Source organism: Leucobacter sp. cx-42 (assembly GCF_014529985.1).
Lineage (GTDB): Bacteria > Actinomycetota > Actinomycetes > Actinomycetales > Microbacteriaceae > Leucobacter.
In genome coordinates, this window is the sequence record NZ_JACVMU010000011.1 from 26,221 (window position 1) to 51,240 (window position 25,020).

Annotated in this window: 24 protein-coding genes, 1 tRNA gene and 1 pseudogene; 8 read left to right on the top strand and 18 right to left on the bottom strand. The window is 64.0% G+C overall.

Going from position 1 to position 25,020, the window contains the following annotated elements:
• Positions 1-282: 282 nt before the first annotated feature.
• A pseudogene (locus ICM05_RS13005) lies at positions 283-939 on the top strand (sensor histidine kinase); the annotation flags it as partial.
• A gap of 32 nt (positions 940-971) precedes the next feature.
• Here the strand turns inward: ICM05_RS13005 and ICM05_RS10770 are convergent.
• Both ICM05_RS10770 and ICM05_RS10775 read right to left on the bottom strand, forming a co-directional pair.
• A complete protein-coding gene (locus tag ICM05_RS10770; protein ID WP_353055890.1) occupies positions 972-2,051 on the bottom strand; it encodes an FUSC family protein in 1,080 nt (359 codons plus the stop codon).
• A gap of 20 nt (positions 2,052-2,071) precedes the next feature.
• Positions 2,072-3,193, bottom strand: coding sequence for a biliverdin-producing heme oxygenase (locus ICM05_RS10775; protein ID WP_353055891.1), 1,122 nt, complete (start codon positions 3,191-3,193; stop codon positions 2,072-2,074).
• 120 nt (positions 3,194-3,313) lie between these two features.
• Between ICM05_RS10775 and ICM05_RS10780 the strand changes: the two genes are divergently transcribed.
• Positions 3,314-4,570: a serine hydrolase domain-containing protein gene (locus tag ICM05_RS10780; protein WP_188024625.1), complete on the top strand. Its 1,257-nt coding sequence runs from the start codon at positions 3,314-3,316 to the stop codon at positions 4,568-4,570.
• A 70-nt stretch (positions 4,571-4,640) separates the two neighbouring features.
• Positions 4,641-4,711, top strand: a tRNA-Gly gene (locus ICM05_RS10785).
• Between the two features lie 225 nt (positions 4,712-4,936).
• On the opposite strand, the gene ICM05_RS10790 is transcribed toward ICM05_RS10785, so the two are convergent.
• Together ICM05_RS10790 and ICM05_RS10795 are read right to left on the bottom strand one after the other, a co-directional pair.
• On the bottom strand, positions 4,937-5,611 hold the full coding sequence (locus ICM05_RS10790; protein WP_188024627.1) for a response regulator transcription factor: 675 nt from the start codon (positions 5,609-5,611) through the stop codon (positions 4,937-4,939).
• Positions 5,604-6,989 carry an ATP-binding protein gene (locus tag ICM05_RS10795; RefSeq protein WP_188024629.1) on the bottom strand — a complete coding sequence of 462 codons (1,386 nt, stop codon included), beginning with the start codon at positions 6,987-6,989 and terminating at the stop codon, positions 5,604-5,606. Before ICM05_RS10795 ends, ICM05_RS10790 begins: the two co-directional genes overlap by 8 nt.
• 113 nt (positions 6,990-7,102) lie before the next feature.
• Between ICM05_RS10795 and ICM05_RS10800 the strand changes: the two genes are divergently transcribed.
• Entirely contained in the window at positions 7,103-8,893 is a 1,791-nt protein-coding gene (locus ICM05_RS10800; protein WP_188024631.1) for a PspC domain-containing protein, read from the top strand.
• Positions 8,890-9,246: a hypothetical protein gene (locus tag ICM05_RS10805; protein WP_188024632.1), complete on the top strand. Its 357-nt coding sequence runs from the start codon at positions 8,890-8,892 to the stop codon at positions 9,244-9,246. Before ICM05_RS10800 ends, ICM05_RS10805 begins: the two co-directional genes overlap by 4 nt.
• Before the next feature lie 290 nt (positions 9,247-9,536).
• Here the strand turns inward: ICM05_RS10805 and ICM05_RS10810 are convergent, their stop codons facing one another.
• From ICM05_RS10810 to ICM05_RS10820, 3 genes are all read right to left on the bottom strand, one after another.
• Positions 9,537-10,358, bottom strand: coding sequence for a DUF559 domain-containing protein (locus ICM05_RS10810; RefSeq protein WP_188024634.1), 822 nt, complete (start codon positions 10,356-10,358; stop codon positions 9,537-9,539).
• Between the two features lie 241 nt (positions 10,359-10,599).
• Positions 10,600-11,301, bottom strand: a complete 702-nt coding sequence (locus ICM05_RS10815) for an RNA methyltransferase (protein ID WP_188024635.1) — start codon at positions 11,299-11,301, stop codon at positions 10,600-10,602.
• Between the two features lie 23 nt (positions 11,302-11,324).
• Positions 11,325-11,939, bottom strand: a complete 615-nt coding sequence (locus ICM05_RS10820; protein WP_188024637.1) for a LysE/ArgO family amino acid transporter — start codon at positions 11,937-11,939, stop codon at positions 11,325-11,327.
• A gap of 148 nt (positions 11,940-12,087) precedes the next feature.
• On the opposite strand from ICM05_RS10820, the gene ICM05_RS10825 reads away from it, so the two are divergent.
• The 3 genes from ICM05_RS10825 to ICM05_RS10835 all read left to right on the top strand — a co-directional run bounded on the left by ICM05_RS10825 (position 12,088) and on the right by ICM05_RS10835 (position 14,201).
• Complete coding sequence (locus ICM05_RS10825) at positions 12,088-13,020, top strand: AEC family transporter (RefSeq protein ID WP_188024638.1); 933 nt, start codon at positions 12,088-12,090, stop codon at positions 13,018-13,020.
• Between the two features lie 110 nt (positions 13,021-13,130).
• Entirely contained in the window at positions 13,131-13,709 is a 579-nt protein-coding gene (locus tag ICM05_RS10830) for a nitroreductase family protein (RefSeq protein ID WP_188024640.1), read from the top strand.
• Between the two features lie 210 nt (positions 13,710-13,919).
• Entirely contained in the window at positions 13,920-14,201 is a 282-nt protein-coding gene (locus tag ICM05_RS10835) for a cell surface protein (protein ID WP_188024641.1), read from the top strand.
• A gap of 115 nt (positions 14,202-14,316) precedes the next feature.
• Here ICM05_RS10835 and ICM05_RS10840 read toward each other — a convergent pair whose 3' ends face one another.
• From ICM05_RS10840 to ICM05_RS10890, 11 genes are all read right to left on the bottom strand, one after another.
• Positions 14,317-15,525 (bottom strand): cobalamin-independent methionine synthase II family protein, encoded by a 1,209-nt coding sequence (locus tag ICM05_RS10840; RefSeq protein WP_188024643.1) that lies wholly within the window; start codon positions 15,523-15,525, stop codon positions 14,317-14,319.
• A gap of 211 nt (positions 15,526-15,736) precedes the next feature.
• On the bottom strand, positions 15,737-16,519 hold the full coding sequence (locus tag ICM05_RS10845; protein ID WP_188024644.1) for a uroporphyrinogen-III synthase: 783 nt from the start codon (positions 16,517-16,519) through the stop codon (positions 15,737-15,739).
• 148 nt (positions 16,520-16,667) lie between these two features.
• A complete protein-coding gene (locus ICM05_RS10850; protein WP_188024645.1) occupies positions 16,668-16,925 on the bottom strand; it encodes a DUF3618 domain-containing protein in 258 nt (85 codons plus the stop codon).
• The gene (locus ICM05_RS10855; protein ID WP_188024646.1) at positions 16,922-17,386 is read right to left on the bottom strand and encodes a phage holin family protein; all 465 of its coding nucleotides are present in this window, start codon (positions 17,384-17,386) and stop codon (positions 16,922-16,924) included. Before ICM05_RS10855 ends, ICM05_RS10850 begins: the two co-directional genes overlap by 4 nt.
• Positions 17,386-17,745, bottom strand: a complete 360-nt coding sequence (locus ICM05_RS10860) for a YtxH domain-containing protein (RefSeq protein WP_188024647.1) — start codon at positions 17,743-17,745, stop codon at positions 17,386-17,388. Before ICM05_RS10860 ends, ICM05_RS10855 begins: the two co-directional genes overlap by 1 nt.
• A gap of 98 nt (positions 17,746-17,843) precedes the next feature.
• A complete protein-coding gene (locus ICM05_RS10865) occupies positions 17,844-19,175 on the bottom strand; it encodes a hypothetical protein (protein WP_188024648.1) in 1,332 nt (443 codons plus the stop codon).
• Positions 19,168-20,424: a type II CAAX prenyl endopeptidase Rce1 family protein gene (locus tag ICM05_RS10870; protein ID WP_188024649.1), complete on the bottom strand. Its 1,257-nt coding sequence runs from the start codon at positions 20,422-20,424 to the stop codon at positions 19,168-19,170. The genes ICM05_RS10865 and ICM05_RS10870 overlap by 8 nt, the downstream gene beginning before the upstream one ends.
• Positions 20,425-20,552: 128 nt before the next feature.
• Positions 20,553-21,938, bottom strand: coding sequence for a glycine--tRNA ligase (locus ICM05_RS10875; RefSeq protein ID WP_188024650.1), 1,386 nt, complete (start codon positions 21,936-21,938; stop codon positions 20,553-20,555).
• A gap of 126 nt (positions 21,939-22,064) precedes the next feature.
• On the bottom strand, positions 22,065-23,030 hold the full coding sequence (locus tag ICM05_RS10880) for a quinone oxidoreductase (protein WP_188024651.1): 966 nt from the start codon (positions 23,028-23,030) through the stop codon (positions 22,065-22,067).
• A gap of 24 nt (positions 23,031-23,054) precedes the next feature.
• Complete coding sequence (locus tag ICM05_RS10885; RefSeq protein WP_188024652.1) at positions 23,055-23,996, bottom strand: 2-hydroxyacid dehydrogenase; 942 nt, start codon at positions 23,994-23,996, stop codon at positions 23,055-23,057.
• 65 nt (positions 23,997-24,061) lie between these two features.
• Positions 24,062-25,006, bottom strand: a complete 945-nt coding sequence (locus tag ICM05_RS10890) for a 2-hydroxyacid dehydrogenase (RefSeq protein ID WP_188024653.1) — start codon at positions 25,004-25,006, stop codon at positions 24,062-24,064.
• Positions 25,007-25,020 lie beyond the last annotated feature (14 nt).

Consider the following 25,020-nt stretch of genomic DNA (forward strand, 5'->3'; position numbering starts at 1 on the left):
TTCGACTCAGGGCTCCTGAGTACCGTCTTCTCGTTCGTTGCCGCTGCCGGACTGCTGCTCAGGCGGCGAGCACCGTGGGCAGCTGTCGCGCTCGCGCTCCCCGGTCTCGTGTTCGGCTGCGCCTCAATCGCCGCCGTCATCGCGCTCTACTCGCTCGCGGTACAGCGGCCGCACCGCATGGTGCTCGGTGGTGCCATCACGACCATGTTCATCGCGCACGTCGCTGGCGCAGCCGGTGCAGAAATACCCCAGCATCCCGTGGGCATGCTCACCACCGCAGCGATGTTCGCCCTCGCGCCCGCGGCCGTCGGCGTGCTCGTTGCCACCCGCTGCCAGCTCGTCGACAGCCTCGCGGAACTCAGCGAAGTCCACACCGCCCAGCGTGAACGCGCTGCCGCCGAGGCGGTACGCCACGAGCGCGAACTCCTCGCCCGCGAAATGCACGACGTCGTCTCACACCAGGTCAGCCTCATGGCAGTCCAGGCAGGTGCGCTCCAGGTGCGCGCCCGCGACGAGGAGTCACGTGCGGGCGCTCGCACGATCCGCCAACTCTGCGTGACCACGCTCGAAGAGCTCAGGACGATGCTCACGGTGCTGCGGACCGGCGATCGATCCGCACCCCAAACTGCGCCGCAACCCTGCCTGTCAGATGTCACCGCGCTCACCGAGACCTCCGGACTCGAAGTGACGGTGGAGCTCGACCTGCCAGATTCCCTCAGCGCACCGGTGCAACGCGCGATCTATCGCACCATCCAAGAAGCGCTCACAAACGTTCGTAAGCACGCTCCCGGCACCACCGTCAGCGTGCGCGGCCACGTCACCGAGGGGATGCTTGAGGTGCGCGTGTGCAATTCCGCGCCGCAGATGCCTGGGCTCGGGCTGCCCGGCTCAGGCCTCGGACTCGTCGGCCTCAGTGAGCGCGCCCACATTCTTGGCGGATCAGTGGCCTCCGGCCACACCCCAGACGGCGGCTACGAAACCACCTTGAGCGTGCCAGTGGCCGTGCGCGGGCCTGGCGCGTGGATGAACGACGTCAAGATCGCAAGCGCCGCACCCACGAGGGTGTCGATCACACGCACCTCCGCCGTGAACTCCATGCCGGCGCCAGACGCAGCCGACGAGATGAACAGCACGAGCGGCGTGATGAACACGAGCGCAAACGCGTAGTTTCGCACGACGACGATCTCAATCGCGAACTGGAAGAACGCGATGATCGCCACGAACATCCACGGGTTTTCGCCGAGCGGGGCGATGAGCATAAACAGTCCGGCGCCGAGAATCGTGCCGAGCGAGCGATGCAGGCCGCGACCAAGCGAGTGCCTCCGCACCGTACTCAAACCAATCACCGCGACGCCAGACGAGACCGTCCAGTACGCGCGCGACGGCTCAATCCACAGCTCGCTCACGATCGTGCCAACAACGGCGACGATCGCCACGCGCAGCAACAGTTCCTGCTCACCGCGACCAAACCAGATCCGCGGAATAATCTCGCGGAACGGTCGTGCCGGACGCGCACGCTCTGCGCGACCCAACAGCGGCAGCAGCGCGATGAGGTACGCAAAGAGGATGCCAGCGGCAAGCGCCAGCAGGAACGAACCGAGCGACACCGAGCTCTTCGGGCCAGCGATCGTGCCGGCAAGCCCGTACATGAGCACGAAGAACACCGGGCCTGGCGGACCGAAGCGCAGACCATACGTGGCCGCGCTCGACACAATCGCGGCGACAACCAGGCCGATCGCGGCGGCCAGCGGCCAGTGTGCGAGCCACCCACCGAGGGCGGCGCAGCCAAACAGCATCGCGCCAACGAGCGGCAGCACACGCGCGCGCTCCGCAGCGGGAAGGCCAGCGAAGAACAGCGCGGTGAACGCGCCGGTACCGACCTGCAGGCCGATTCCAGGTTCGCCAAGCAGCGTGCCGATTGCGAGCGGAACGCCCATCGAGGCGGCCGCTCGCAATGCGATCCAGTGCCGAGGGCCGGGGCCAGCGGGCATGGCCCACAGGCTCCGGATAGCTTCGGAGAACGCTTGGCCTAGGCTTCCCTTGCGGCTCACGCGATCTCCTTCAGCCTGGCTCAGTTTGCCGCGCGGGCAGCCTTCTGCTTGCCCAGATCGATGAAGACCTGCGTGTTGAACGCGTACGCCTGGCGCACCTCGTCGCACATGCGCTTCTGCTCAGCCTCATCGAGGGTGTCACCCAGCGAATCGAGCACCGTGCGGTAGTTGGTCTTGAACTCAGCGAGATCGCCGAGCTCAGCAAAGTTGTAGAACGAGATGCCGCGGCCGTCATCGAAGCCGTGCTGCTTCGCGACGCGCTTCGCGATCATCTGGCCACCCGACAGATCACCGAGGTAACGCGTGTAGTGGTGCGCGATGATGCCAGCAGCCCAGCCCTCTTCAGCGATCTCGGTGATACGAGCCGCGTATGCAGCGGTCGCGGGCACTGCCGCGATCTGCTCACGCCAGTCAGCACCAACGAGGAACTCAAGGTCTTCCTCAAGAGCGGGAAGACGAACGAGCGCTGCGGGGTGCAGCAGCTCTGCGTCATCACGGGTAGCGAGCTGCGTCGCAGCTGCCTCGAGCGCTACGTACATGAAGTAGTGCTGGATGACGAGGTCAATGTAGTCCTGCTTCGTGGCGACACCGCGCATGATGTCTTCCATGAAGGTCGCACCCTCGCTGTCTGAGTGGTCGCCCCACGAGCTCTCGCGGATCACCTGCGAGAACGGCTTCGGGCCGGTGTGCTCAGCTGCTGCGGCGTGCGGGTTGCCGCCGTGTGCGTGCGGGTTCGCTGCGTGCGGGTTGCCGTGACCGTGGGGGCTTGCGCCGTGGCCGCCGTGGCCGTGGCCGCCGTGCTCGCCGTGCTCGCCGTGCGGGTTCGCATCGGCTGCGGGCTTGTGCTCTTCACGAGCGGGAACGCCGAGCGTCTTGCACGCTGCCTGGTACACGAGCACAACATCGCGGCGGATCTGCGGGCGCTCAGTCAGCGGAGCACTCGGCCATGCAACAGTGATTTCACGAGTGCCCTCGGGGCCCTCGGCACGCCAAATACCGGCATCCTGGTTCAGGTCTGCCATGACACTGGCAGTTGCATCGGGATAACCGTTCGCGCGTGCGATGAGCAGATTGTCATCGTTGTGGTCGTCATTCATGTGGGCGAGCACTGCGTCAATAACGGCGGCATCAAAGTTCTTCACCACACCATTCTATTAACGACTTGGTGAAAGAGGCCATTTTCACGGGTTACCACTGGTACCACAGAGTAGACTTTCCTCGACTTTGCCTCGCGCAACCAGTAAGCAGGATTGGCGGTTTTCGTGTTCGCAAGCTTTGCCCGACGCACTCGCGTCGCCACAGTGGGTGCTCTCGCTGTCGTCGCTCTCAGCCTCACCGCATGCAGCGGTGCTGGCCAGGCCGGCAACGATTCAAACTCCAGCACCGTAAGTGAAGGCCTCGCAGGGAGCTTCGAAAGCGCCGTGCAGAACGCACTCGAGAAGAGCGGATCGACGCAGGCCGTTGTCGGCGTCTGGACCTCGGAGGGCGAGTACGTCCAGGGCTTCGGCGAGGGCATCGACGCCGGCGCACAGTTCAATGCCGCACAGACCGCAACCCCGTTTGCGTGCGCGATTCTGCTCGAGAAGGTCGCGGCAGGCGAGCTGAAGCTCGACCAGCCGGTCTCTGACGTGCTCACGCGCCAGGCACACCTCGACGACATCACCTTCGAGCAGCTCTGCACCCAGCGTTCTGGCCTTGCGGACTACAAGAAGGGCTTCGAGCGCGCCAACCTGCAGACGCCCGAGCGTAACTTCGCTGAGCAGGAGCTGCTCGCGAACACGTTTGCACGTTCGCCGCTTTCGTGGCCCGGTCTCGACTTCCACGAGTCGGACGCCAACGCGCTCATCCTGCACCGCGCACTGCGTATCCAGGCAGCGGTTTCGCCGCAGAATCTGTACCAGGACAACCTCTTCGAGGCCACCGGAATGCGCTCGTCGTACATCCCTGAGTCGACCGAGACCAGCCTCGGCGAAGACAACCTCAGCCCCCTCGCGTACCCCACGAAGGACGGCAAGGCGGTCTGCGATGCTGAAGACATCTCGCTCTCCGGTGTCAGCACCACGATGATCTCCGGCCCCGGCTCTGCCGTCACCACGGTCACCGACATGAAGCGTTTCTACGACGCCTACTTCACCGGCACCTTCGGTGGTCCGAAGCAGGCAAGCCTCACCACGACCACCGAGTCGGCAGCGAACCCCGAGCGCGACAAGGACGGCAACCCGACCGGTGAGGTTGACGAAGATGGCCCCCAGTGGGGCTTCGGCGTTGAAAAGGTTGGCCCGCTGCTCGGCCACGCAGGCAAGCTTTCCGGCACCATCAGCGCCGCGTACCAGGATCCCGAGACGAAGTTCACCGTCGCAGTCGCACTGAACAACTCGACTGCAGGCGCAAGCTTCGCTCGCGCACTCGCGTTCGAACTCGCAGCAATCGCCGCTGAAAACGGCGCTGCACCCGAAATGGGCTGGACCGCTGAGGCACAGGCAAACGCCATCGCCGAGAAGGCAGTCTGCGCGTCATAATTACGACGTCAGAATGGGCGCCTGCGGGTTCCCATTCTGATACGCTCGTAGGGTTGCGGTAACGCAGCCTGGGATCGTCGTCTAATGGTAAGACATCAGCTTCCCAAGCTGAGAACGCGGGTTCGATTCCCGTCGGTCCCTCTGCTCAGGTGGTGGGTCCTCGCTTATGCGGGGCCCACCACCTTTTGTTTGTGTGTGCTCCGCGCCCGCACTCGCACTCGCGCCCGCTTTTCCCTCAATATGCTTTCTGCCGTAAATATGCAGAAATCGGCCTCAAACAACATATTGGCGGCCGATTACATATCTACGGCAAATCGTGGTCGTGATAGCGGTCGTGATAGCGGCACCGACGCCTGACCAAAACCCCTACAGCAGTCGCCGCGACAGTGCCCACGCAGTCAACTCATGCCGGTTCGACAGCTGCAGCTTGCGCAGCACATTGGAGACGTGGGTTTCCACCGTCTTCACCGACAGGAAGAGCTCAGCGGCCACCTCCTTGTACGCATAGCCACGGGCAATCATGCGCATGACTTCTTGCTCGCGGGCAGACAGCCGGTCGAGCTCATCGTCAGCCGCGGCAGTCTCGCCGCCACCAGCGCCAAAGGCGTCGAGCACGAACCCGGCCAGGCGTGGCGAGAAGACCGCGTCACCACCATGCACGCGCACCGCGGCCGCCGTAACTTCCGCACCCGATGACGTCTTGGTCAGGTACCCACGAGCACCGGCGCGGATCACGGTCACCACGTCATCAGCAGCATCCGAGACGCTGAGCGCGAGTGCACGAGCCGTGGCACCGGCCGGAGTGCCTGCGATCCGCTGGAGCACCTCAGCCCCGCCACCGCCAGCACCGCCGGGCAAGTGCACGTCAAGCAGCACCACGTCTGGCAGCGTCTCGGCGATCACGGAGACGGCCTCATCGACGGTCGCCGCCTCACCCACGACATCGAGTTCCGGGCCGAGCTCTGCGCGCAGTCCGGTGCGGAAGATCTGGTGGTCATCCACGATCACGACGCGGATTGGCGCACTCTGCACCTCAGTCATTCGGGGTTCCTTCCGGAGAGTCTGGGGCTGTGGCGGCAGGGGCCACCCGTGGGATGTTCAGTCGCACTGACGTGCCGCCGCTGGGGCCTGGGACGATCCGCGCCCCGCCACCGGCGCGCTCCATGCGACCGAGGATCGATTCGCGCACCCCCATACGGCCGTCTGGCAGATTGGAGAGGTCAAGACCGGGGCCGCGATCGGCGATATCGATGCGGATCGTGTCCGCGGTCGCTTCGAGGTACACCGTCACGTCACCGCCAGCGTGGCGTGCTGCGTTGAGCATCGCTTCGCGAGCCGCGGCGATGATCGGTTCGGGGGCAATGCCCGCGGATCCCACTTCGACCACCTCGAACCGCACCGCGTGCTCCGCTTCGAGTGCGGCGGCGTGGGCGCGCAGCTCCTCTCCGGCGAGCTCACGCTCGCGCGCGGCAGCACCGTCGCCAGCGCGGAACAGCCACTCACGGAGTTCGCGTTCTTGGCCGCGGGCGATCCGCGCGACTTCACTGCCGGGGGCGGATCGCTGCTGGATCAGTGCGAGCGTCTGCAGCACCGAGTCGTGCAGGTGGGCTGCGATTTCGGAGCGTTCCTCCTCGCGGGCACGGGCCGACCGCTCGGCAACGAGCTCACGGTTCATGCGGAGCAGCCACGGCGCAATTGCGAGCGCGACGCCAGCGAGCACCGCAAATGCGGCACCAATGACAGTGAGCGCGCTCGGCTCACGAGCGGTGACGAAGAACATGAGAACGCCCGCGGCAACGAGCGCCAGCGCGCCAAGCACGCGAGGCACCATGTTGCGCTCGGGGTTGCGACGATCGGCGAACTGCCACCAGGTCAGCCCGACGCCAACGAGCACTGCGAGCGCAGGCAGGATGAACGTCAGGTCAAAGCGCACGCCAGCGCGGTCAAGCACGAGTGCGATGCCGGCGATGAGGAATCCGGCGCCAAGGAGGAGCTCGGCGACCGGCCAGCGGGTGAAGCGTGCCGGGTGGGCTGCGGGATCTGCGGCTTCCGGGGTGTCTCGGGGTGGAGTGCTCGGCGCGGCGGGGTCGGGTGCACCTGGGCCGAGCGCAGTCGCGGCAGGCGCAGCCGGGGTGGCAGGTTCGTCAGCCTGATTGTCTGGGATCCCGGACGAGGCAGCTGGCGCGGCTGGCCTCGTCAGCGCCCGACGCAACGGCACGACAGCGTCCGTCTCTCCCGCAGGCGGCACCGTTACCCACAGCCAGACGTACAGCAGAGGCCCGGCGCCTGCGGCGAGCGCGAGGACGGCGAATGCGATCCGTACCCACGTCACCGGCACCGCGAGGTGCGCGGCGAGGCCCGCGCAGACGCCCGCGAGAATGCGGTCGTCTGTCGCGCGCACGAGCGGGGGTCGGTTCATGGTTCTATCAAAGCAGCCAACAGGGGCAATCTGCACCCTCAGGGGCAAGGATCAGGGGTCGCTCAGGGGAAACCCCGATGGCAAGCTTCGCCGCCGTCCAGCAAACTCGAAGTATGAACACCACACCCGAACCGACTCAGAACGGCAATGCCCCCTTCGGCACCCCGTTCTTCACGTGGCTGCGTGGACTCGGCATCACCCGCGGCAGCGATCGCTGGTTCGCCGGCGTTGCCGGTGGCCTTGCGGCGAAAGCAGGCATTGATCCGCTCATCGTGCGCGGCATCTTCATCGTTCTCGCGGTCCTCGGTGGCCCCGGCCTGCTGCTGTACCTCGCGGGCTGGCTCCTGCTGCCGGATACCAGCGGACGCATTCACCTGGAGGAACTGTTCCGGGGGCGAGCGTCGGCCGGGGTCACCACCGCCGCAATAATTATTGCGGTCGTTGTGGTGATTCCGGCGATCTTCGGAATTATTGCGCCCGGCGTTTCCAGCCCGCTCAGCGTCTGGAATTGGGGCTGGGGTTGGGGCACGTGGATGCTCCCGCACTGGCTGCAAGTACTCTTCTCCATCGGCCTGTGGCTCGCAATCGTGGGCGGTGCCGTGTGGTGGGTCAGCCGTGTCGCGCTGAAGCGCGGCCGTAAGCAGAATGCCGCGGGCACGAGTGATCCGGCGCCTGCCGCAGCTACTGACCCGGCTGCCGCTGCAGCCGCTACACCGGCCACAGCTGGCGCAGCACCTTCAACGGCTTCCTTCGCAGGACCGGCTGAGTCCACTACGACCGCGGGCGGATCCGCCCCCACGTCAGACGCCTCCGACTCGAGCGCGGGTACTCCCGAGCCCACCTGGGAGCAGCGACTCAACGGCTGGGAGAAGAACGTCTCAGACTGGGGCGACCGCACGAGCGAGAAGGCTTCGAAGTGGGGCGACGATGTCAGCCGCAAGGCTGATGCCTGGAGCGCGCAGTACGCCGCGCACCACGACGCTCGCAAGTTGGGTGCGGGTCATGTGATCATCACCCTCGCACTTGCGCTGCTCGCTGCTGGATCCTGCGCGATCTGGGCGCTCACGTTTGATGCCCGCCTGCCGTTCGCATCTGGTGTCCCTGCTTCGCTCATTGCGGGCATCACTGGCGCGCTTGTTGTGCTGGCGGTGTCACTGATTGTGGCCGGTATCCGCGGGCGAAGCACCGGCATTGTCGGCTTCCTCTCTACTGTCGGCGTCATTGCGCTCCTCATCACCGCAGTGTTCCCCTGGGGGTCCCGTTTCCAGCCGTTCGGCAACATGTATGTCCCGGCCGGACAGGCGCCCGGTGCCGTGGTCGTCGCGGGTGACATGGATCTCGATCTCACGAACCTGCAACCCAATGATGGCGATCTCACCGCATGGCTCGGGGCCGGTCGCGTGAATGTGTCTCTCCCGATCGAGACACCAGCGGTAATCACACTGCGTGTACTCGCTGGCAACATCGAAGAGCCCGGGGCCGCTGGCGCTCGCACCGCTGGCCCGCTGCTGAGTCGAACCATCGAAGTCAACGGCGCTGACCACTCAGGGCACGGCAGTGGGAGCGTTGCACACCGGAGCGCGGATCTCCCCCACATCACCGTCTACGTGCTGGCAGGAAACATCCGTGTTTTCCATCAAATAGCGAGCACTGACAGTTCCTCGACTAGCGGATCAAAGACGGACGATGCTGGAAAGTCTCAGGCCGAGCTAGCCGAGAAAGCTGAGCAGCAAGCCGCGGCCGAAGCGGAAGCAAAGGCCGCCCGTATCAGGGAGCAGCTTGACCATGTACAGTGGCAGCTCACCGAGCCAGGCCTCTCGGCCAAGGACCGTACCGACCTCGAAGCTCGCGAGACTGAACTCGAGAGCCAACTCGACCGCGCGAAGCAGGAGGTCAACCGATGAGCAGTTCAGAAGAGACTCGCCCTGAAACCGGAGCGGAGCCGTCAGTGCAACCTGCGACTACTCCACTATTTCCGACGACTCCGATCGAGGCGGCGCAGCCCGTTCCGCCGACGCAGCCCGTCCCGCCGCTGCAGTCAGCGCAGCCAGCGCAGGATGCCCATCGCACAGGGCCACGAACCGGTCCCATCATCTGGGGTGCCCTGATTCTCGCGTTCTGCGCCTACGTCGGCCAGAAGGCGTTTGGCACAGGTAGCCTCGACGCGATCACCTGGATCACCATCACCACGATTGGGCTTGGCACGCTACTCCTGCTTGTCGGCATCACCGTCGTGGTGCGAGGGCGTCGCACGTAGCGCCGGCCCAGTCTAGCCCGCTGTTGCCGTAGATCTGCTTTCCGCTCTAGATCTGGTGTTTGGACGCCCAAACAACATATTGACGGCCGATTGCATATCTACGGCAAATGCGGCAAGTGACAATCGCAATAGGCCACTAGCCCAGGGCAAAGCCGGGCGCATGCCCGGCTGCGGCAGCACCGTACAGCCCCACTACGTCGTGGAGGCTCAACACGGTGCTGCCGCGGCCTGCCACCGGCAGACCTTGGCCCGAGCGGATTCGCTTTCAGATCAACTGGCCTAAGTGTGCATCAGCGTTTGGTATGCAGCCCCGCCCGGATTGCCGTCATGATCATTTCTTGGGCTTCTGGCCAGTCATGCATGACCTGGGCATAGCCGAATCTCAGCACGGTGTATCCCAACGTCGCCAGTACTGCATCGTGAGTGTTGTCTTTGTTTCGCTGCACACCAACATGCGTGCCTCCGTCGATCTGCAGAATCAGACGCTCGCCCAAGAGAAAATCCACTCGTCGCCCTTCGATCCAGGTCTGAGTTCGGAGCCGAACCGGCAGCCACTTCAGTCTGAGCCGCACGTACGTTTCTAGTCCCGAGTCCGCGAAGCGGTCAGTGTCTCTGAGCACCCGTCTTGCTCGGCCACCAAGTGCGGTACTTTCCAGCTGACCTCTGGTCACGAGCTGTTTGTTCAATGCGGAGTCCCAAGTCGCAACCGCGTCCTCGTGAGGCTGGCACCGAGCAACATGTGACAGCACGTTAATGATCGAGTCTTCGAGCGCGTATGGCACCCGAGGTTCAACCGGTTTCCAGTAGTGGAGGCAGATTCCCTCTTCGCGCAGTTCACTCCCAGGCCTGGGCACAGCAAAGTGGCGCTGACCACTCTCACGAACCCACAGCCCCAGCCGCTCTGCTTGGGTGACGCAGCTCAGCGTGAGTCGCGCTTTGGCTGCGTGCACACGTGCTGGATCGGCGCTTGGCACGGCCACCCAACCACGACCAATTCGGAGCAGCGATCCACGTTTGACCGCCTGGTCGATGGCGTACTTACTCAGACCTGCCTCACGCAACGCGTTTGTGCGGATCACCCCATGTGCTTCTTCCAAGCGCTGCCGATACATTTACCCACAATTGCATCGCGTGAGTTCCACCGCCCGGCAAATACTGGAGATGTGGAAGACTCACCCGGGTCTTCGCGCAATGTGCCCTTGTGCACAACGCAAAGCAAGGCTCAGCACGTCGCCGTAGATCTGTAATCTGCCCAAAAACTGGTGTTTGGACGCCCAAACAACATATTGATGGCCGATCGCATATCTACGGCAAACGCAGCCGAAGCGCAGCCAGCCGCAGCCGCACCAACCTCTACCGGGGACGCAGCGCCGAGTGCTGCATGACCCAGTTGTGCATAGACACCGCGGCAGCCGCAGAAGCGTTGATCGACCGCGTCGACCCGTACTGCGTGATCTCAACCACGGCCTCAGCAGCCTCAATAGCCTCGGTGCTTAGCCCCGGACCTTCCTGGCCAAAGAGCATGACGCAGCGCTCGGGCCACTCAAAGGTTTCCAGGGGAACACAGCCAGGAACATTGTCGATCGCAATGATCGGAATGCCCTCCGCCTGTGCCCAAGCAACGAGATCCGCCACGGTTTCCCGATGCTCCACGTGCTGGTAGCGATCGGTCACCATTGCGCCACGCTTGTTCCAGCGGCGACGACCAACGATGTGCACGGTGTCGGCGGCGAACGCGTTCGCACTGCGCACGATCGAACCGATGTTCATGTCGTGCTGCCAGTTCTCGATCGCGACGTGGAATGGGTGGCGGTGCTCGTCGAGATCCGCCACGATGGCATCCATCGACCAGTACCGATACCGGTCAATCACATTGCGTGAATCACCGTTCTCGAGCAGCTCGGGATCGTAGTATTCCTCGGTCGGCCACTCCTCGCGGCCGCCAGGCCACGGCCCGACGCCGGGACGATCTTGGATGGGTGCGCTCTCTTCAGTCACACCCCTATTCTTCCAGGCTCGCGCGGGCGCATGCGCCGCGGGCCGGGCGCGGATCATTCCAAGCAGCTCCAAGCCGCGAACTAGCCGACCGCGCCACCGAAGATCAGGCGTGCAGCGATGACCAGCATCATGACGGCAACGATCCAGTCAAGCACCTGCCACGCACGCGGCGTCGCGAAGAAGCGCGTGAGCAGGCGTGCGCCGTACCCGAGCAGGAAGAACCAGCCGATGCTCGCGATCGCTCCGCCAGCAGCAAACCACCAGCGGCCGGGGTCGCCCTGTGCGTTACCGATCGACCCCATGAGCACCATGGTGTCGAGGTACACGTGCGGGTTGAGGTAGGTGATTGCGAGGCAGGCAAGGATCGTGCGCTTGAGCGACGACTCCCCCGCACCGTCAGCGACGAGCACAGACGGCTTCATCGCACGGCGCGCGGCAGAGAACGCATACCAGAGCAGGAAGAGCACGCCGCCCCACCGAATGATCTCAAGCGCGATGGGCGCTCGCTCCACGACGTAACCGATGCCAGCGACGCCAAGGGTCTCGAGCAGCGCGTCCGTCAGTCCGCAGATGAGGACGACTGGCAGCACGTGCTCTCGTCGGATGCCCTGACGCAGCACAAACGCGTTCTGCGCACCGATCGCAACGATCAGAGAGAGGCCACTGCCGACACCGACGAAGAATGGAACGATCACTCGATACAGCGTACGTGCTGCACGGCCGGCCTATTGCTCGGGCGGGTTGCATCTCTGCAACGGTTGCGGCGATCCCCCTCATCTCGCACCATACGATTGACCTAGCGGCATTCCCGGTCGCTACCGCAGAACGAGAGGATCCTCACCCGTGTTTGGCGTATTGCAGGGCTTCACCGTCATCCTCGTCATCATCGGTGCGGGGTATCTCACGGGTCGCCTCGGCATCGTCAAGGGCGAGCAGCGACGTGTCCTCAACAACGTCGCGTTTTACGTCGCGATGCCCGCGATGCTATTCGGCGTGCTGCTGCGCAGCGACCCGAAGGTGTTGATCTCGCCAGTCATGCTCGTCACGACGCTCTCGGCGATCGCGGTGGCGGTGCTGTTCATTGTGGCCTCGCGCCTGTGGTTCAAACGTGACTTTGCTGCGACGACGCTCGGCGCAACCGCTTCGGGGTACGTGAATTCGAACAACCTGGGCTTGCCGGTGGCCATGTACATTCTGGGAGATGCTGCGTACGTTGCGCCGCTGCTGCTCGTGCAGCTCATTGTGTTTGCCCCGGTAACGCTGTCCATTCTCGATTTCTCGCGATCCGGCGGATCCTCCTCAGTCTTCAGAACGGTCACCCAAGCACTCGGGCGCACACTCCGCAGCCCCATCATCATCGCAACGGCAGCTGGCTATCTCTGTGCGCTCTTCGCGGTGCCCGTGCCGCAGCTCATCGTCGAGCCGCTCGACATGCTCGGTGCGGCCTCGATTCCGATGGTGCTCCTGAGCTTTGGCATCTCGCTGCACGGCCAGCGCCCCCTCACAGCAGGCAGCGGCCGCGCAGCCTCACTCACTGCCTCGGGCCTCAAGGTCGTGGGCATGCCCCTCATCGCGTTTGGGCTGTCACTCGCGTTTGGGCTCGATCCGCACGCCACGTTCGTGGCTACGACGATCGCAGCCCTCCCGACAGCGCAGAACGTCTACACCTACGCCGTCACCTATCAGCGCGGTGAGGTGCTTGTGCGCGACACCGTGTTCCTCACCACGTTTGCCTCACTGCCGGTGCTGGCCGCGATCGCATTGCTGCTGGGATAGCGACGGGGCACCGTCACAAACTAACGCACAGAAAATTCGCTGGAATACTCGGGCCAGATCTGACGTTGCACCCTGCGTACATCACCGTATTTCAAGGAGTAAGCCTCAACATGAGCCCCCGCACCGCGCAGACCAGCGCTCCTATTCTTGAGTCACTCAGCAACCGCTGGAGCCCCCGCGCTTTCGACGCGAACCACGAGTTCCCCGAGGGCGCGCTGCGCGGCATCTTCGAGGCAGCTCGCTGGGCACCCAGCGCGAACAACGTTCAGCCTTGGCACTTCATCGTTGCACGCCGTGGCACCGAGGGCTTCGCACAGATCGCAGAGTCGCTCGTAGGTTTCAACCAGGCATGGGCTGGCTCAGCTTCGGCACTCCTCGTTGCAGTCGCAGAGACCGCTGACGAAGAGGGCAACGCGCGTCCCTGGGCACACTACGACCTCGGCCAGGCAATGGCGCATCTCTCTGTGCAGGCTCAGAGCGAGGGCATTTACGTGCACCAGATGGGTGGCTTCGACCCCGCAGCACTCAAGGCAGCGTTCAACCTCGGCGAGAACCAGGTTGCTGTGACCGTTTCGACCCTCGGCACCATCGCCGAGTCGGCGGATCACCTCCCCGAGATGCTCCAGGAGCGCGAGACCGCTCCCCGCGAGCGCCGTCCCCTCGAGGACATCGTCACCATCGCTGCGTAGTTTCCTGCGGTCGTAACGACACGTCACAGGGGCGCGGATCAGACAGTGGTTGTCCGATCCGCGCCCCTTGTGTGTCTGCGCTGGAGGCTTGGGATCCGAAGATGGCCTGGCAGGCAAGTCCTCTCGCCATTAGGATTTGGGGCACTTCCGGGAACCCAGCGCGGAAAGCTGGCGCTCGGGCTCGAAGACCCAGCGCCAAGGAGAACGCATATGACGAAAGAAGCAGGCTCTGCACTGCGAACAACGACGCTGGTACTGGTCGTAGCCCTGAACGTCGCCCTAGTTTCCTTCTTCGTGCTGTGGAGCATCGCTGACACCGCGAGCGTGAACGCAATGGAAGATTCAGTTGGATTCGACCCGTCCAAGCTGCTCCCAAATGCGACCCTGATGTGGATTGCCGCCCATTCTTCATTACTCATGCTGATCGCGGTGGACGTGTGTTTCGTCCTCGGCTGGCGGAGGCTGAGTAGCAAGCCTGCTCTGGACGCGTGACTGTAACTGAACGACACGACACAGGGGCGCGGATCAGACAGTGGTTGTCCGATCCGCGCCCCTGTGCGTCTGTGCTGATCGCGCGTGACGACCAGCACAGGAAGGCGGGTACTCGTTAGATGCGAGCGCCAGCGATGCGTGCGCCCTCGCCGAGCGACTCGAGCTTTGCCCAAGCGATCTGCGGGTGTACGCGGCCGCCGAGGCCACAGTCGGTTGCCGCAATGACGCGCTCGGGGCCGACAACCTTCGCGAAGCGCTCGATGCGCTGTGCGACGAGTTCAGGGTGCTCGATGAGGTTGGTCGAGTGGCCGATCACGCCGGGAACCAGGATGAGGTCCTCGGGGATGATGTTCTTGTTCTCTTCCCAAACCGCCCACTCGTGCTCGTGACGAGCGTTGGCAGCCTCGAACGAGATCTGTCCGACGTTCGCGCCCAGGATGGTCTTGAGAATGTGCTTGAGCTCGATATCGGTCGAGTGCGGGCCGTGCCACGAACCCCAGCAGAGGTGCAGACGGACGAGCTCCTTGGGGAGACCCTTGATTGCTTCGTTGATCGCATCGATGCGGATCTGAGTGAACGCAAGGTAGTCCTCGATAGAGGGCTCAGGGTTGATCTGGTCCCAGTTCTCAGCGAGCGAGGGATCATCAATCTGAACGATCAGACCTGCATCGGTGATTGCCTTGAACTCTTCACGCTGGACCTCGACCCATGCGTCGATGTGCTCCTGCTCGGTCTTGTAGTACTCGTTCTCGATACGAGCACCACAGCCGGGAGCGAGCGAGGTGATGAAGCCCTGCTCGCCGGGCTGCAGAGCAGCCTTGAGGTTGCGCACGTCGCTGGCAACAGCATCCTGTCCGATGAAGGTCAGCGGACCGGTGGTCGCGGGGAACTCGGTAGCGTTCTTACCGGTGCCGATGCCCGACTCGGGATCCTGGTACGCGTCAGCGAAGATGGTCCAGTCGCGGCGGTCAGGGAACGAGGTCAGCTTGACATCGCCGGGAGCCGAACGCTGCACGGGAGCGGTGAAGATGTTGCCACCGGTGAGCGAGAGGCCCGAGGTGCGCTGGAACGAGTACGCCCACCACGCACCGTAATCGACCGAGTTCGACATCGCCTTGCCGAATTCGCCATCACCCGGCTGGGTGATGCCGAGGTCACGCTGACGCTCAACAACGTCGCGCACAGCTTCGGTGACGAGCTCTTCGAACTCGGGAGTGGACTTGAGCGTGAAGCCGTCGTCCTCGAAGGTGCGGGCCTTGTTGGCGTCAATGAGCGCCTGCGTGCGGGGCAGGCTGCCGGCGGTGGTGGTCTCGATCTTCGTCATGTCTCGAACCTATCGACGCGCAGTACGTTGCCCAATTCTGGTGTCGTTGCGTGACGACTTGTTGCAGTTGGTTACGGGTGGCTTGCACGGCGTTGGTCTGGCTCAACCTCGCGAAAAGGGCAGTTTCTCCCGAGAATGGGCCTTTCATACGCAAGAAACCCCTCGTCTCGACAGAAAGTGTCGATCTCGAGGGGTTTGTTGCGCAGAAAAATTAGTCGAGCATGTCGCTGTGGTCGATCGTTGCCTCGACGGCATCTGCGATGACCTGCTGCTGCTCAGAGTTCACGACGTCCGGTGAACGGAGACCAAGCTCTTCAGCTGCACGAATGGTGTCGGGGCCGACGCACGCAAGAATCGTCGTTGCGGGACGCTCTGGGAACTGCTTCTCCACCTCAACAGCAATCTTGGGCGACGCCACGAGAATTGCATTGATGTGGCCCGACTCGACGTCTTCGCGAATCTGAATGCCCGCGGGCACACCGACGGTGCGGAACGCGAGCACCTGCGAGACGTCATGACCACGGCTAATGAGGCCTTCGGTCAGCACAGGACGTGCAACGTCAGAGCGGAGGGTGAGAACCTTGAGAACCTTGTCCTCGTCAATCTCTTTCCACTCCTTGAGCAGCTGGTGAGTCGTGTTATTGAACTCATCAGGCGTGAAATCTACGGGGTAACCTGCATCGCGGAACGCGACTGCGGTTGCCTCCCCCACGAGCGCCACCTTAGTGTTCTCGTGGATCACAGCACCGTGGTGCTTAAGTACGTCTGCAACGGTCGCGCTCGTTGCGGTCATCCAGTCAAAGTCGCCAGCTTCAAGTCGCTGGAGATTCTGGACGAGTGTCTCTTCCTCACTGGTGTGCGCAAAGTCCACAAGCGGTGAAATCACCGTCTGTGCTCCACGCTCGCGAAGTGCCTGCGAGACGAGTTCGCCCCACGTACCTCCACGGGGAACGAGCACACGAAGGCCGCTCAGCGGCTTCGTCTCATTCGACATAATCCCCACTTCAACACATCAACGGACTGAACCACTGTATATGAACCAGTCGCCCACAAACGACGGATCAACAATACTTCCCCGACCACGCTACCCGCGAATTCGTCTAAAAACGAATCGAGCACTTTGTGGCGGATCGACTAGCGCATCAGCGCTTACGTGTCAGCCCTGCTGCAACTGCCCAAACAACGGCGCCAACGGCGACTGCTGCGCCGGCCACGATTGCCATTGCCTCGACGGGCTTTTCTTCGCGCAATCGGGAGAAACGCACCTTGGTGCGATCCACCGCATCGTCGATGCGCTGCGCGTAGTTCAAACGATCAGTGAGGAGCGAGAGCGTGTCATACAGCTCTGCTCGTGCGGTCTGTGCCTCGGCGACTCCCGCTGCGCGTTCCTGCTGGTTCATCGCCAATTCCCCTGTTCACCAACCTGCGGCACGCGGTGCGCCGCGGCCTGCGGCTTTGCACTTGCGTTGATCTGTACTTCGCTGAGCGCCTCAAGATCGCCGTTCAGGCGACCGAGGGTCTCGTCTGGCACCGGGTTTCCTCGGCGGATCAGTGCCACACCACCGGCAATCGCACCGGCTGCGAGCAGCAGCAGTGCACCAGCAACGGTGAGCGCTGCGAGCCACCAGGGCCATACGAGTGCGAGCGCAGCGATGGCTGCGATCACAAGCGCTTCCAGCATGAAGAACAAGAAGAACAATGCGATAACGATCGCACCAGCGCCAATGCCAGCCTTCTTCGCCTTAGCGATGATCTCGACCTTGGCGTTGTTAATCTCAGCCTTCGCGAGTCGCACGATCTGGTACGGCAGGCGAGCAATCAGTTCGACGGTGCCGGGGCTACCGTCTTTGCGGGGGCTCATTACATTGCCTCCTGCTCAGCGGCAGGCTTGTCAGCGGGCGCTGCTGCAGCATCAGCAGCTGCAGCCTGTGACTGCGCCTTCGCAGGCGCCTGCGCGTCTGCGGGTGCCGTGGTCTTCGCGTCCGTGCCGCTCACCACAGCGGTGAACGCGCGCTTGCCAGCGTCGATGAGCGTGACCTTTACGCGGTCGATCTGTGCGCCGACTGCGCCGTTGACTGCGTCAACGGCGCTCTGCACAGGCGCGGATTCCCACACCTGCGTCGCCCCGCGCTTGATCTGCGCATACCGTTCACGTCCAGCTCGCGTACCCAGTACGTAGCCAACGGCCGCTCCCAATACGAAAGCAACTTTGCCCTTCATGTATGCGCCTCCCGATCGCGGGTGAATGTGTGCATCCGCAAGCCTACAACGGACTCACTGGTTCACCACTGGTGTCTTTTGTGAAGTTGAACGATTACTTACTTGCTGATGCCAACGAGACGACGACGCATGACCTGTGCCTGCACCCTGGCGTCTCCTACGGCGGAAGCCAGCTCGCCGCCGTGCAGCGCGGGGCCACAAGCGAGAACCGTGAGTTCCGTCTCTGCCAGTTCAGCGCGTGCGGCCTCAGCAGCGTCACGCAGCGTGTGGCTGGTGAAGGGTGCCGCTTCGATCCGCGCACGAATCTCTGCTGATGCTTCGAGTGCAACGCTCTGCAGTGCCTCACTCATGCGGGTCACTGCGGCCTCGCGCGTGAGCGCATCGGGGCCGGCCGCGAAGACTGCACCTGCGATTTCTGCGAGCCAGGTGCCATCGCCGAGCTTGCGGGTGCGGATCGACCAGGTCGTGCCTGCGCCGTCCTGTGCGAGTTCGAGCGAGTCGATGTCGCGACCGGGGGCAACAATGGTGACCTCGGCGTATGCACGGTGCTGCGCATCGTCCGCCACGACCGCGCTCAGCGCCTCAGCGAGTTCGCCCGCAGCTGCGAGCGCGTGATCGGCATCAACGATGACGGCATCGGCACGGTATTCGTGGCCTGATGCGTCGCGTCCGACCCACGCGTCACCGTCGCGACGCAGCGAGACGAGTGCTTCGGGAAGCAGCTCGGCGCCGTATGGCTCGAGGCGCTCGAGGAGTGCCGCACGCAGTTCGTCCCAGCCAGCGACGGCGCTCACGAGGGTGTCACGCTGCTCAGCTTCGGGGGCGGTCGCAAGCACGGCGCCGGTGAGCGAACCAACGCGGGTGAGTGCTTCGTTGAGTCCGGGGGCTGCGGTTGCAACCTCGACGTCGGATGAGGGACGACCGAAACGCTCCTGGATGAAGGGCTCGACGAGCAGCTCACGGGTCACCGCACCAACTCGCGTTTCAACGAGGTGGCTCAGCTGCGATTCCTTGCCAATGGTGAGGACGGGCTTCACCCGGTCGAGGTAGGCGCGAGCCGAGGCACGGCCGCCAATGAGCGCGGTGGTCTTCGTCGCCAGCGGTACTGCCGGGATACCAACGACCGATGGCCAGGGCTGCTCGCCCCATGCACCGGTGCGGCCGCGGAGTGCAATTGCCGCGGGCGCCGTGCGGATCGGGCGCGTGCGCGCCTCAGCCGGGCCACCCTCGCCGATGGGCGCAGAAACATGCTCAAGGAATTCGGTGAACTCGCCCTGTGCGTCGCGGATACCCGCCTGGCGGACGCCGTGCGCGTTGGGCTGCTCGCCTTCTGCTTCGGGCGCGATCCGCACGCGAATGCCGACCTGCGCGCATTCAAGCGCTGCTGCGAGCACCGTGGTGCTCGTGCCGGTGACGATTACTTCACGCATTGGGGGTGTCCTTCAGAGTTTCGGGGTTAGTGTCTTGGGGCGCCGCAGGCCCGGGTGCAGGCGCAGGCGTTGGGGCAACTCCGGGCGAGAGCGGCGCATCAACGGGCGCAGGCTCGTATGCTGACGCGGCGACCGGCACCTCGCGCACAACGAAGTCGATGCGTTCGCGGCCGTAGCCGTGTTTGTTGAAGCTCCGGACGACCAGCCACGCAAAGAGGCCGAGACCGGCGATCTCGCCGATGACAGCGCCAAGGCTGCCACCTTCGGCGACCTGTGCGGTCTCGCCGGTGGTTCCGCTGGCCATGAAGCCGAAGGCGACGAGATTGTTCACGACGTGGATCGCGATGGCGGCTTCGAGGCCGCCAGTGCGCCAGGCAAGCCAGGCAGCAACCAAGCCCATGAGGCCAACCGCGAGCATGCCCCAGATGTCGTAAATGTGCGCCATTGCGAACAGGACCGAAGGCACGAGGACTGCGAGCCACGGGGACTTCACCCAGGAGCCAAACACCTGCATGCCAACACCACGGAACACCACTTCTTCAGCTGTCGCCTGAATGGGCACCAGGAGCAGGATGAAGATGCCCGAGAGCAGCGCTGCGTTCAGGCTGAAGTCAGGGAGCAGGTCTTCGCCAGTTTCGACGAACGAACCCGGGTCAAGCGCGTACGTTGCCGCGATACCAACGATGTTCATCGTGGCAACACCGGCGATTGCGAACAGCGTGGTGCGACCGAGCAGGCCCCAGCGGATCCGTCCAGCAACCGACCAAACGCGGCCAGTCGGGCGAATGCCCATGCACAGCATTGCAAGGATGACAGCGGGCAGCATCGAAGAGATCGCAAGCAGGCTGTACAACACGCTCAGCGGGCGTTGGGTGTCGAGTACGACCTCACCACTCGCGGACTGCATGAGGAAGTCGGGGTCAAACGACATAAGCAGCGGCATGAGCGCGAAGCTGATGGCCACGCTGAAGGCAAGGTAGAAGACGCCAGCGAGCAGTACGAGGACGAGTGGCTTCCACCACTGGAACTTTGCGGCACCGCGATACAGACGGTGGTACTCAAGCGGCTCAGTCTCGACGAGACGTGGCACCGTCACCTGTGCGGGCTTCGCCCAGGCCCAGGCCTGCGGCACGGTCGAACCGGGCACGCCGGGTTCGCCAGGGGCGGGCTGTCCGGGCACGGACTGCCCGGGTGCAGGCTGCGGCTGTGCGGCCGGGTCGGGGTCGTTCTGAGGGGCTGAGGAGGTCATGCTTGGCCTTTCAATGCGCTCAGTGACCGCGGCAGGGATCTGAGCTGGAGTGGTGCGGAGCCCCGGGCCGAAGCCCGAAACGGGCGGGGCGGAGAACAACCTGAGTTGTGCCCCGCCCCGTTTCAGCGTTATGCGCCGCGAAGACGCTCTGCGAGGAAGCCGTAGAGCTCTGCGCGCGGCACGCGCGTCTGCTCCATGGTGTCGCGCTCGCGGATCGTCACTGCGTCGTCATCGAGCGAGTCGAAGTCGACGGTGACACAGAACGGGGTACCGATCTCGTCCTGGCGACGGTAGCGGCGGCCGATTGCGCCTGCATCGTCGAAGTCGATGTTCCAGTCCTGGCGCAGGTCTGCAGCGATCTCGCGCGCGAGCGGCGAAAGCTTTTCGTTGCGGCTGAGGGGAAGAACAGCAACCTTGATGGGCGCGAGACGCGGGTCGAGGCCAAGCACGGTGCGCTTGTCGGTGCCGCCCTTCGCGTTCGGCACCTCCTCTTCGCGGTACGCGTCAACGAGGAACGCCATGAGCGAGCGGGTGAGACCAGCCGCGGGCTCGATCACGTACGGGGTGTAGCGCTCGTCCTTGTTCTGGTCGAAGAAGCTGAGCTCCTTGCCCGAGTGCTTCGAGTGAGTCGACAGGTCGAAGTCGGTGCGGTTCGCGATGCCCTCGAGCTCGCCCCACTCGCTGCCCTGGAAGCCGAAGCGGTACTCGATGTCAGCGGTGCGCTTCGAGTAGTGCGACAGCTTTTCCTTGGGGTGATCGTAGAAGCGCAGGTTGTCTGCGTCGATGCCGAGATCGACGTACCAGTTCCAACGCTCGTTCATCCAGTATTCCTGCCACTCTTCGTCAGTGCCGGGCTCGACGAAGAATTCCATCTCCATCTGCTCGAACTCACGGGTGCGGAAGATGAAGTTACCTGGCGTGATCTCGTTGCGGAAGCTCTTACCGATCTGGCCGATGCCGAAGGGCGGCTTCATGCGCGCTGCCTGCAGCACGTTTGCGAAGTTCACGAAGATGCCCTGAGCGGTCTCGGGGCGGAGGTAGTGCATGCCAGCCTCGTCGTCGACGGGGCCGAGGTAGGTCTTGAGCAGACCCGAGAATGCGCGCGGCTCGGTCCACTGACCGCGGGTGCCACAGTTTGCACAGACGATGTCTGCCATGCCGTTTTCGGGTGCGCGACCCTTCTTCTCTTCGAATGCCTCGAGGAGGTGGTCTTCGCGCTGACGCTTGTGGCAGCTCAGGCACTCAACGAGGGGGTCACTGAAGACCTCGACGTGGCCCGATGCTTCCCAGACCTGCTTGGGAAGAATGATGCTCGAATCAATGCCGACGACGTCGTCGCGCTTCTGCACCATCGACTTCCACCACTGGCGCTTGATGTTTTCCTTCAGCGCGGTGCCGAGGGGGCCGTAGTCCCATGCAGAGCGCGAACCACCGTAGATTTCACCTGCCTGGAAGACGAAACCGCGGTGGCGGGCAAGTGCGATGACTTTGTCGAGACGGGACTGTTCAGCCATGTGAATATCACTCCAAGGGGCAAGCGGGGATCTTGGTCCAGCGTGCTGATGCACGCACACCCTCAAGCCTACTCTCTTGCCTCTGCGAGCGGGCCGGACTATGGAATTTGGGGCGGTTGTGTCTCGTTATGGCACGAGAATGACCTTGCCCGTCGTGCCGCGACCTGCGAGTGCGCGGTGTGCTTCAGCTGCATCGGCCAGGGCAAACCGTTCCCCGATGCGTACGCGTAGCGTGCCGGCAGCGACGGCCTCGAAGAGTTCGCGGTAGCGCCAGGCACGTTCTTCGGCTGTCAGCATGAAGTGCCCCAGCGTTGGCCGGCTGACGCGAAGTGAACCGCCAGCGTTCAACCGTTGCAGGTCGAACGGCGGGACCTGACCGCTCGCGCCGCCGAAGAGCACGAGGTCGCCGCGCACGCGCAGCGATGCGAGGGATCCGTCGAACGTGTCGAGGCCAACGCCGTCGTAGGCAACAGCAACGCCAACGCCGTTGGTGATCTCGCGCACGCGCTCAGCAAAGCCTTCGTACGGCAGCGCATGTTCAGCGCCAGCGTCCCGGCACAGTGCACGCTTCTCATCTGTCGAGGCGGTCACAATGACCCGGACGCCGTGGGCGACGAGGAGCTGGGTGAGCAGCTGGCCAACACCCCCGGCACCAGCGTGCACGAGCACCCACTCCCCCGGCTGCGGAGTAGCAACCGAGAACGCGAGATAGTGCGCGGTGCAGCCTTGCAGTGGCAGTGCGCCAGCAACGTCGAGCTCAATGCCCGCGGGCACGGTGACCGCCTGAGCTGCTTCGACAACAAACTGTTCAGCATAGGTGCCACGGGCTGCGGCCGTCGCGATGTGATCACCTGGCGCAAAGTCAGTAATGCCCTCACCAACCGCGAGCACCGTGCCGGCAGCCTCAGAGCCAGGAATGTACGGCAGCTCCATCGCGTAGACACCACCGCGCTGGTAGATCTCAATGAAGTTGACGCCAACCGCTGCCGTCTCCACAAGCAGCTCGCCTGGACCCGGGACGGGAGCTGGCGCTGCCTGCGCAACGAGCACCTCGGGACCACCGGTCTGTTCAACAACAATTGCCTGCATCATCTCACCCCTTGATTCGTCGTTTACTTACACCGTGACGAGGTTCTCGTACGGCTCGCCCGCGCGCAGATGCTCGACCTGGCGCAGGACAAGCGCGCGCATGCGCGGCAGCATCGAACTCGCGCCACCACCGACGTGCGGCACCACAATGGTGCCGGGCGTACGCCACAGCGGATGACCAGCCGGCAACGGCTCAGGGTCAGTCACATCAAGCGCCGCACGAATACGACCGGTCGACAGCTCAGCTACGAGCGCGTCGGTGTCGATGACCGCGCCGCGCGCGACGTTCACCACGAGCGCGCCATCGGGCAATGCGGCGAGCGCAGCAGCATCGAGGAGGTGCCTGGTCTGTTCGGTGAGCGGCGTGATGAGCACGACCACGTCGGCCAGCGCGAGCTGCGCGTGGAGCTCATCGAAGCCGTGAACGTGTACATCACTCCCAGCGAGGTTCTGCTCGGTACGAGCGGTGCGCGCAAGGCGCGCAATCTCCACTTCAAAGCCAGCGAGACGAGACTCGATCGCCTTACCGATGCCGCCGTACCCCACGATGAGCACGCGACGGTCAGCGAGGCTCGGCATGGGCGCGTATTCCCAGCGCTCTTCGTCGGCAGCACGAATGAAGTCGGGCAGACCACGCTGAGACGCGAGCATGAGCGCAACCGCGAGCTCGGCAGTCGAGGTGTCATGCACCCCTGACGCATTCGCAACGAGCTGGCCCGGCGTCAGGTGCTGGCCGACGCCTTCGTACCCGTTCATTTGGAGTTGCACGAGCCCGACCTCGCACCCCGCGAGGCGCTCGAGTCGACGGTTCGAGCCGCGGTACGGCGGCACGACGATGTCGATCTGGTCGCGCGGCGCTGGGCCGTCGCAGTCCCATGCGATCAGGTCGATGCCGGGTGTGCCCGCAAGGGCCTCGTGTAGCTCCCCGCTCGGCACGGAGACTGCGATGTTGCGCTCGTTCGTGTTCATGAAGTCATTCTCCTTGCACCCACCGACATTCGAAGTTTGGCCGCGGAAATCCGCGGAAGATCCGCCTAGGCGCCAGGCCCAAGTACGACGTTCTCTGGCGTCTCACCGGCCTGCAACGCCGCGATCTGACGGCGGATCAGCGCCGCCATCCGCGGCAGCAGCGCGTCTGAATCGGCGCCCGCGTGCGGGGTGATCAGCACGTTTGGGGCGCTCCACAGTGGGTGATCCGCGGGCAACGGCTCGGGGTCGGTGACGTCGAGGGCTGCCCGGATCCGCGCCCCTGACAGCTCCGCCACGAGCGCGTCAGTGTCGACCACGCCACCGCGCGCGATGTTCACGAGAAGGGAGTTGTCTGGCAGTGCGGCGAGCGCTGCGGCATCGATGAGGTGTTGAGTCTGTGCGGTGAGGGGCACCACGAGGATCACGACGTCACTCACGGCGAGCTGCGCGTGCAGATCGGCGAAGCCGAGCACTTCGACCTCTGTTCCTGCCAGGTTGCGCTCGGTGCGCGCGGATCGTGCCATGCGCGTGATCTCTGCCTCGAAGCCAGCCAGTCGCGCCTCGATGGCCTTGCCGACGCCGCCGTAACCGACGATGAGCACGCGCTTGGCGCACAGGCTCGGGAAGAATTCGGTTTCCCACGCGTGCCGATCCGCGGCCCGAATGTAGCGGGGAAGCCCGCGCTGCGCTGCGAGCGTGAGTGCGACCGCGAGTTCTGCAGTGGGTCCGTCGTGAACGCCAGATGCGTTCGCTAGCGGGATACCCTCGGGAAGATACTGTGGGACATCGTCGTAGCCAATCCACTGCCACTGCACGAGCCGAGGATTCACCTCAGCCAACCGCGCAAGCCCCTCGTGATAACCAAAGTTGCTCGCCACGACGAGATCGATGTGGGTTTCGGGCGCAGGCCCGGTGAGATCCCAATCTACGAACCGAACGTTGCGCGGATCGCCGATGGCCTCGCGCAGCCCCGGGTCCTGCGGCAGTGCAACAACAAGAGGTTCTGTCATGCCACCGAGTGTAG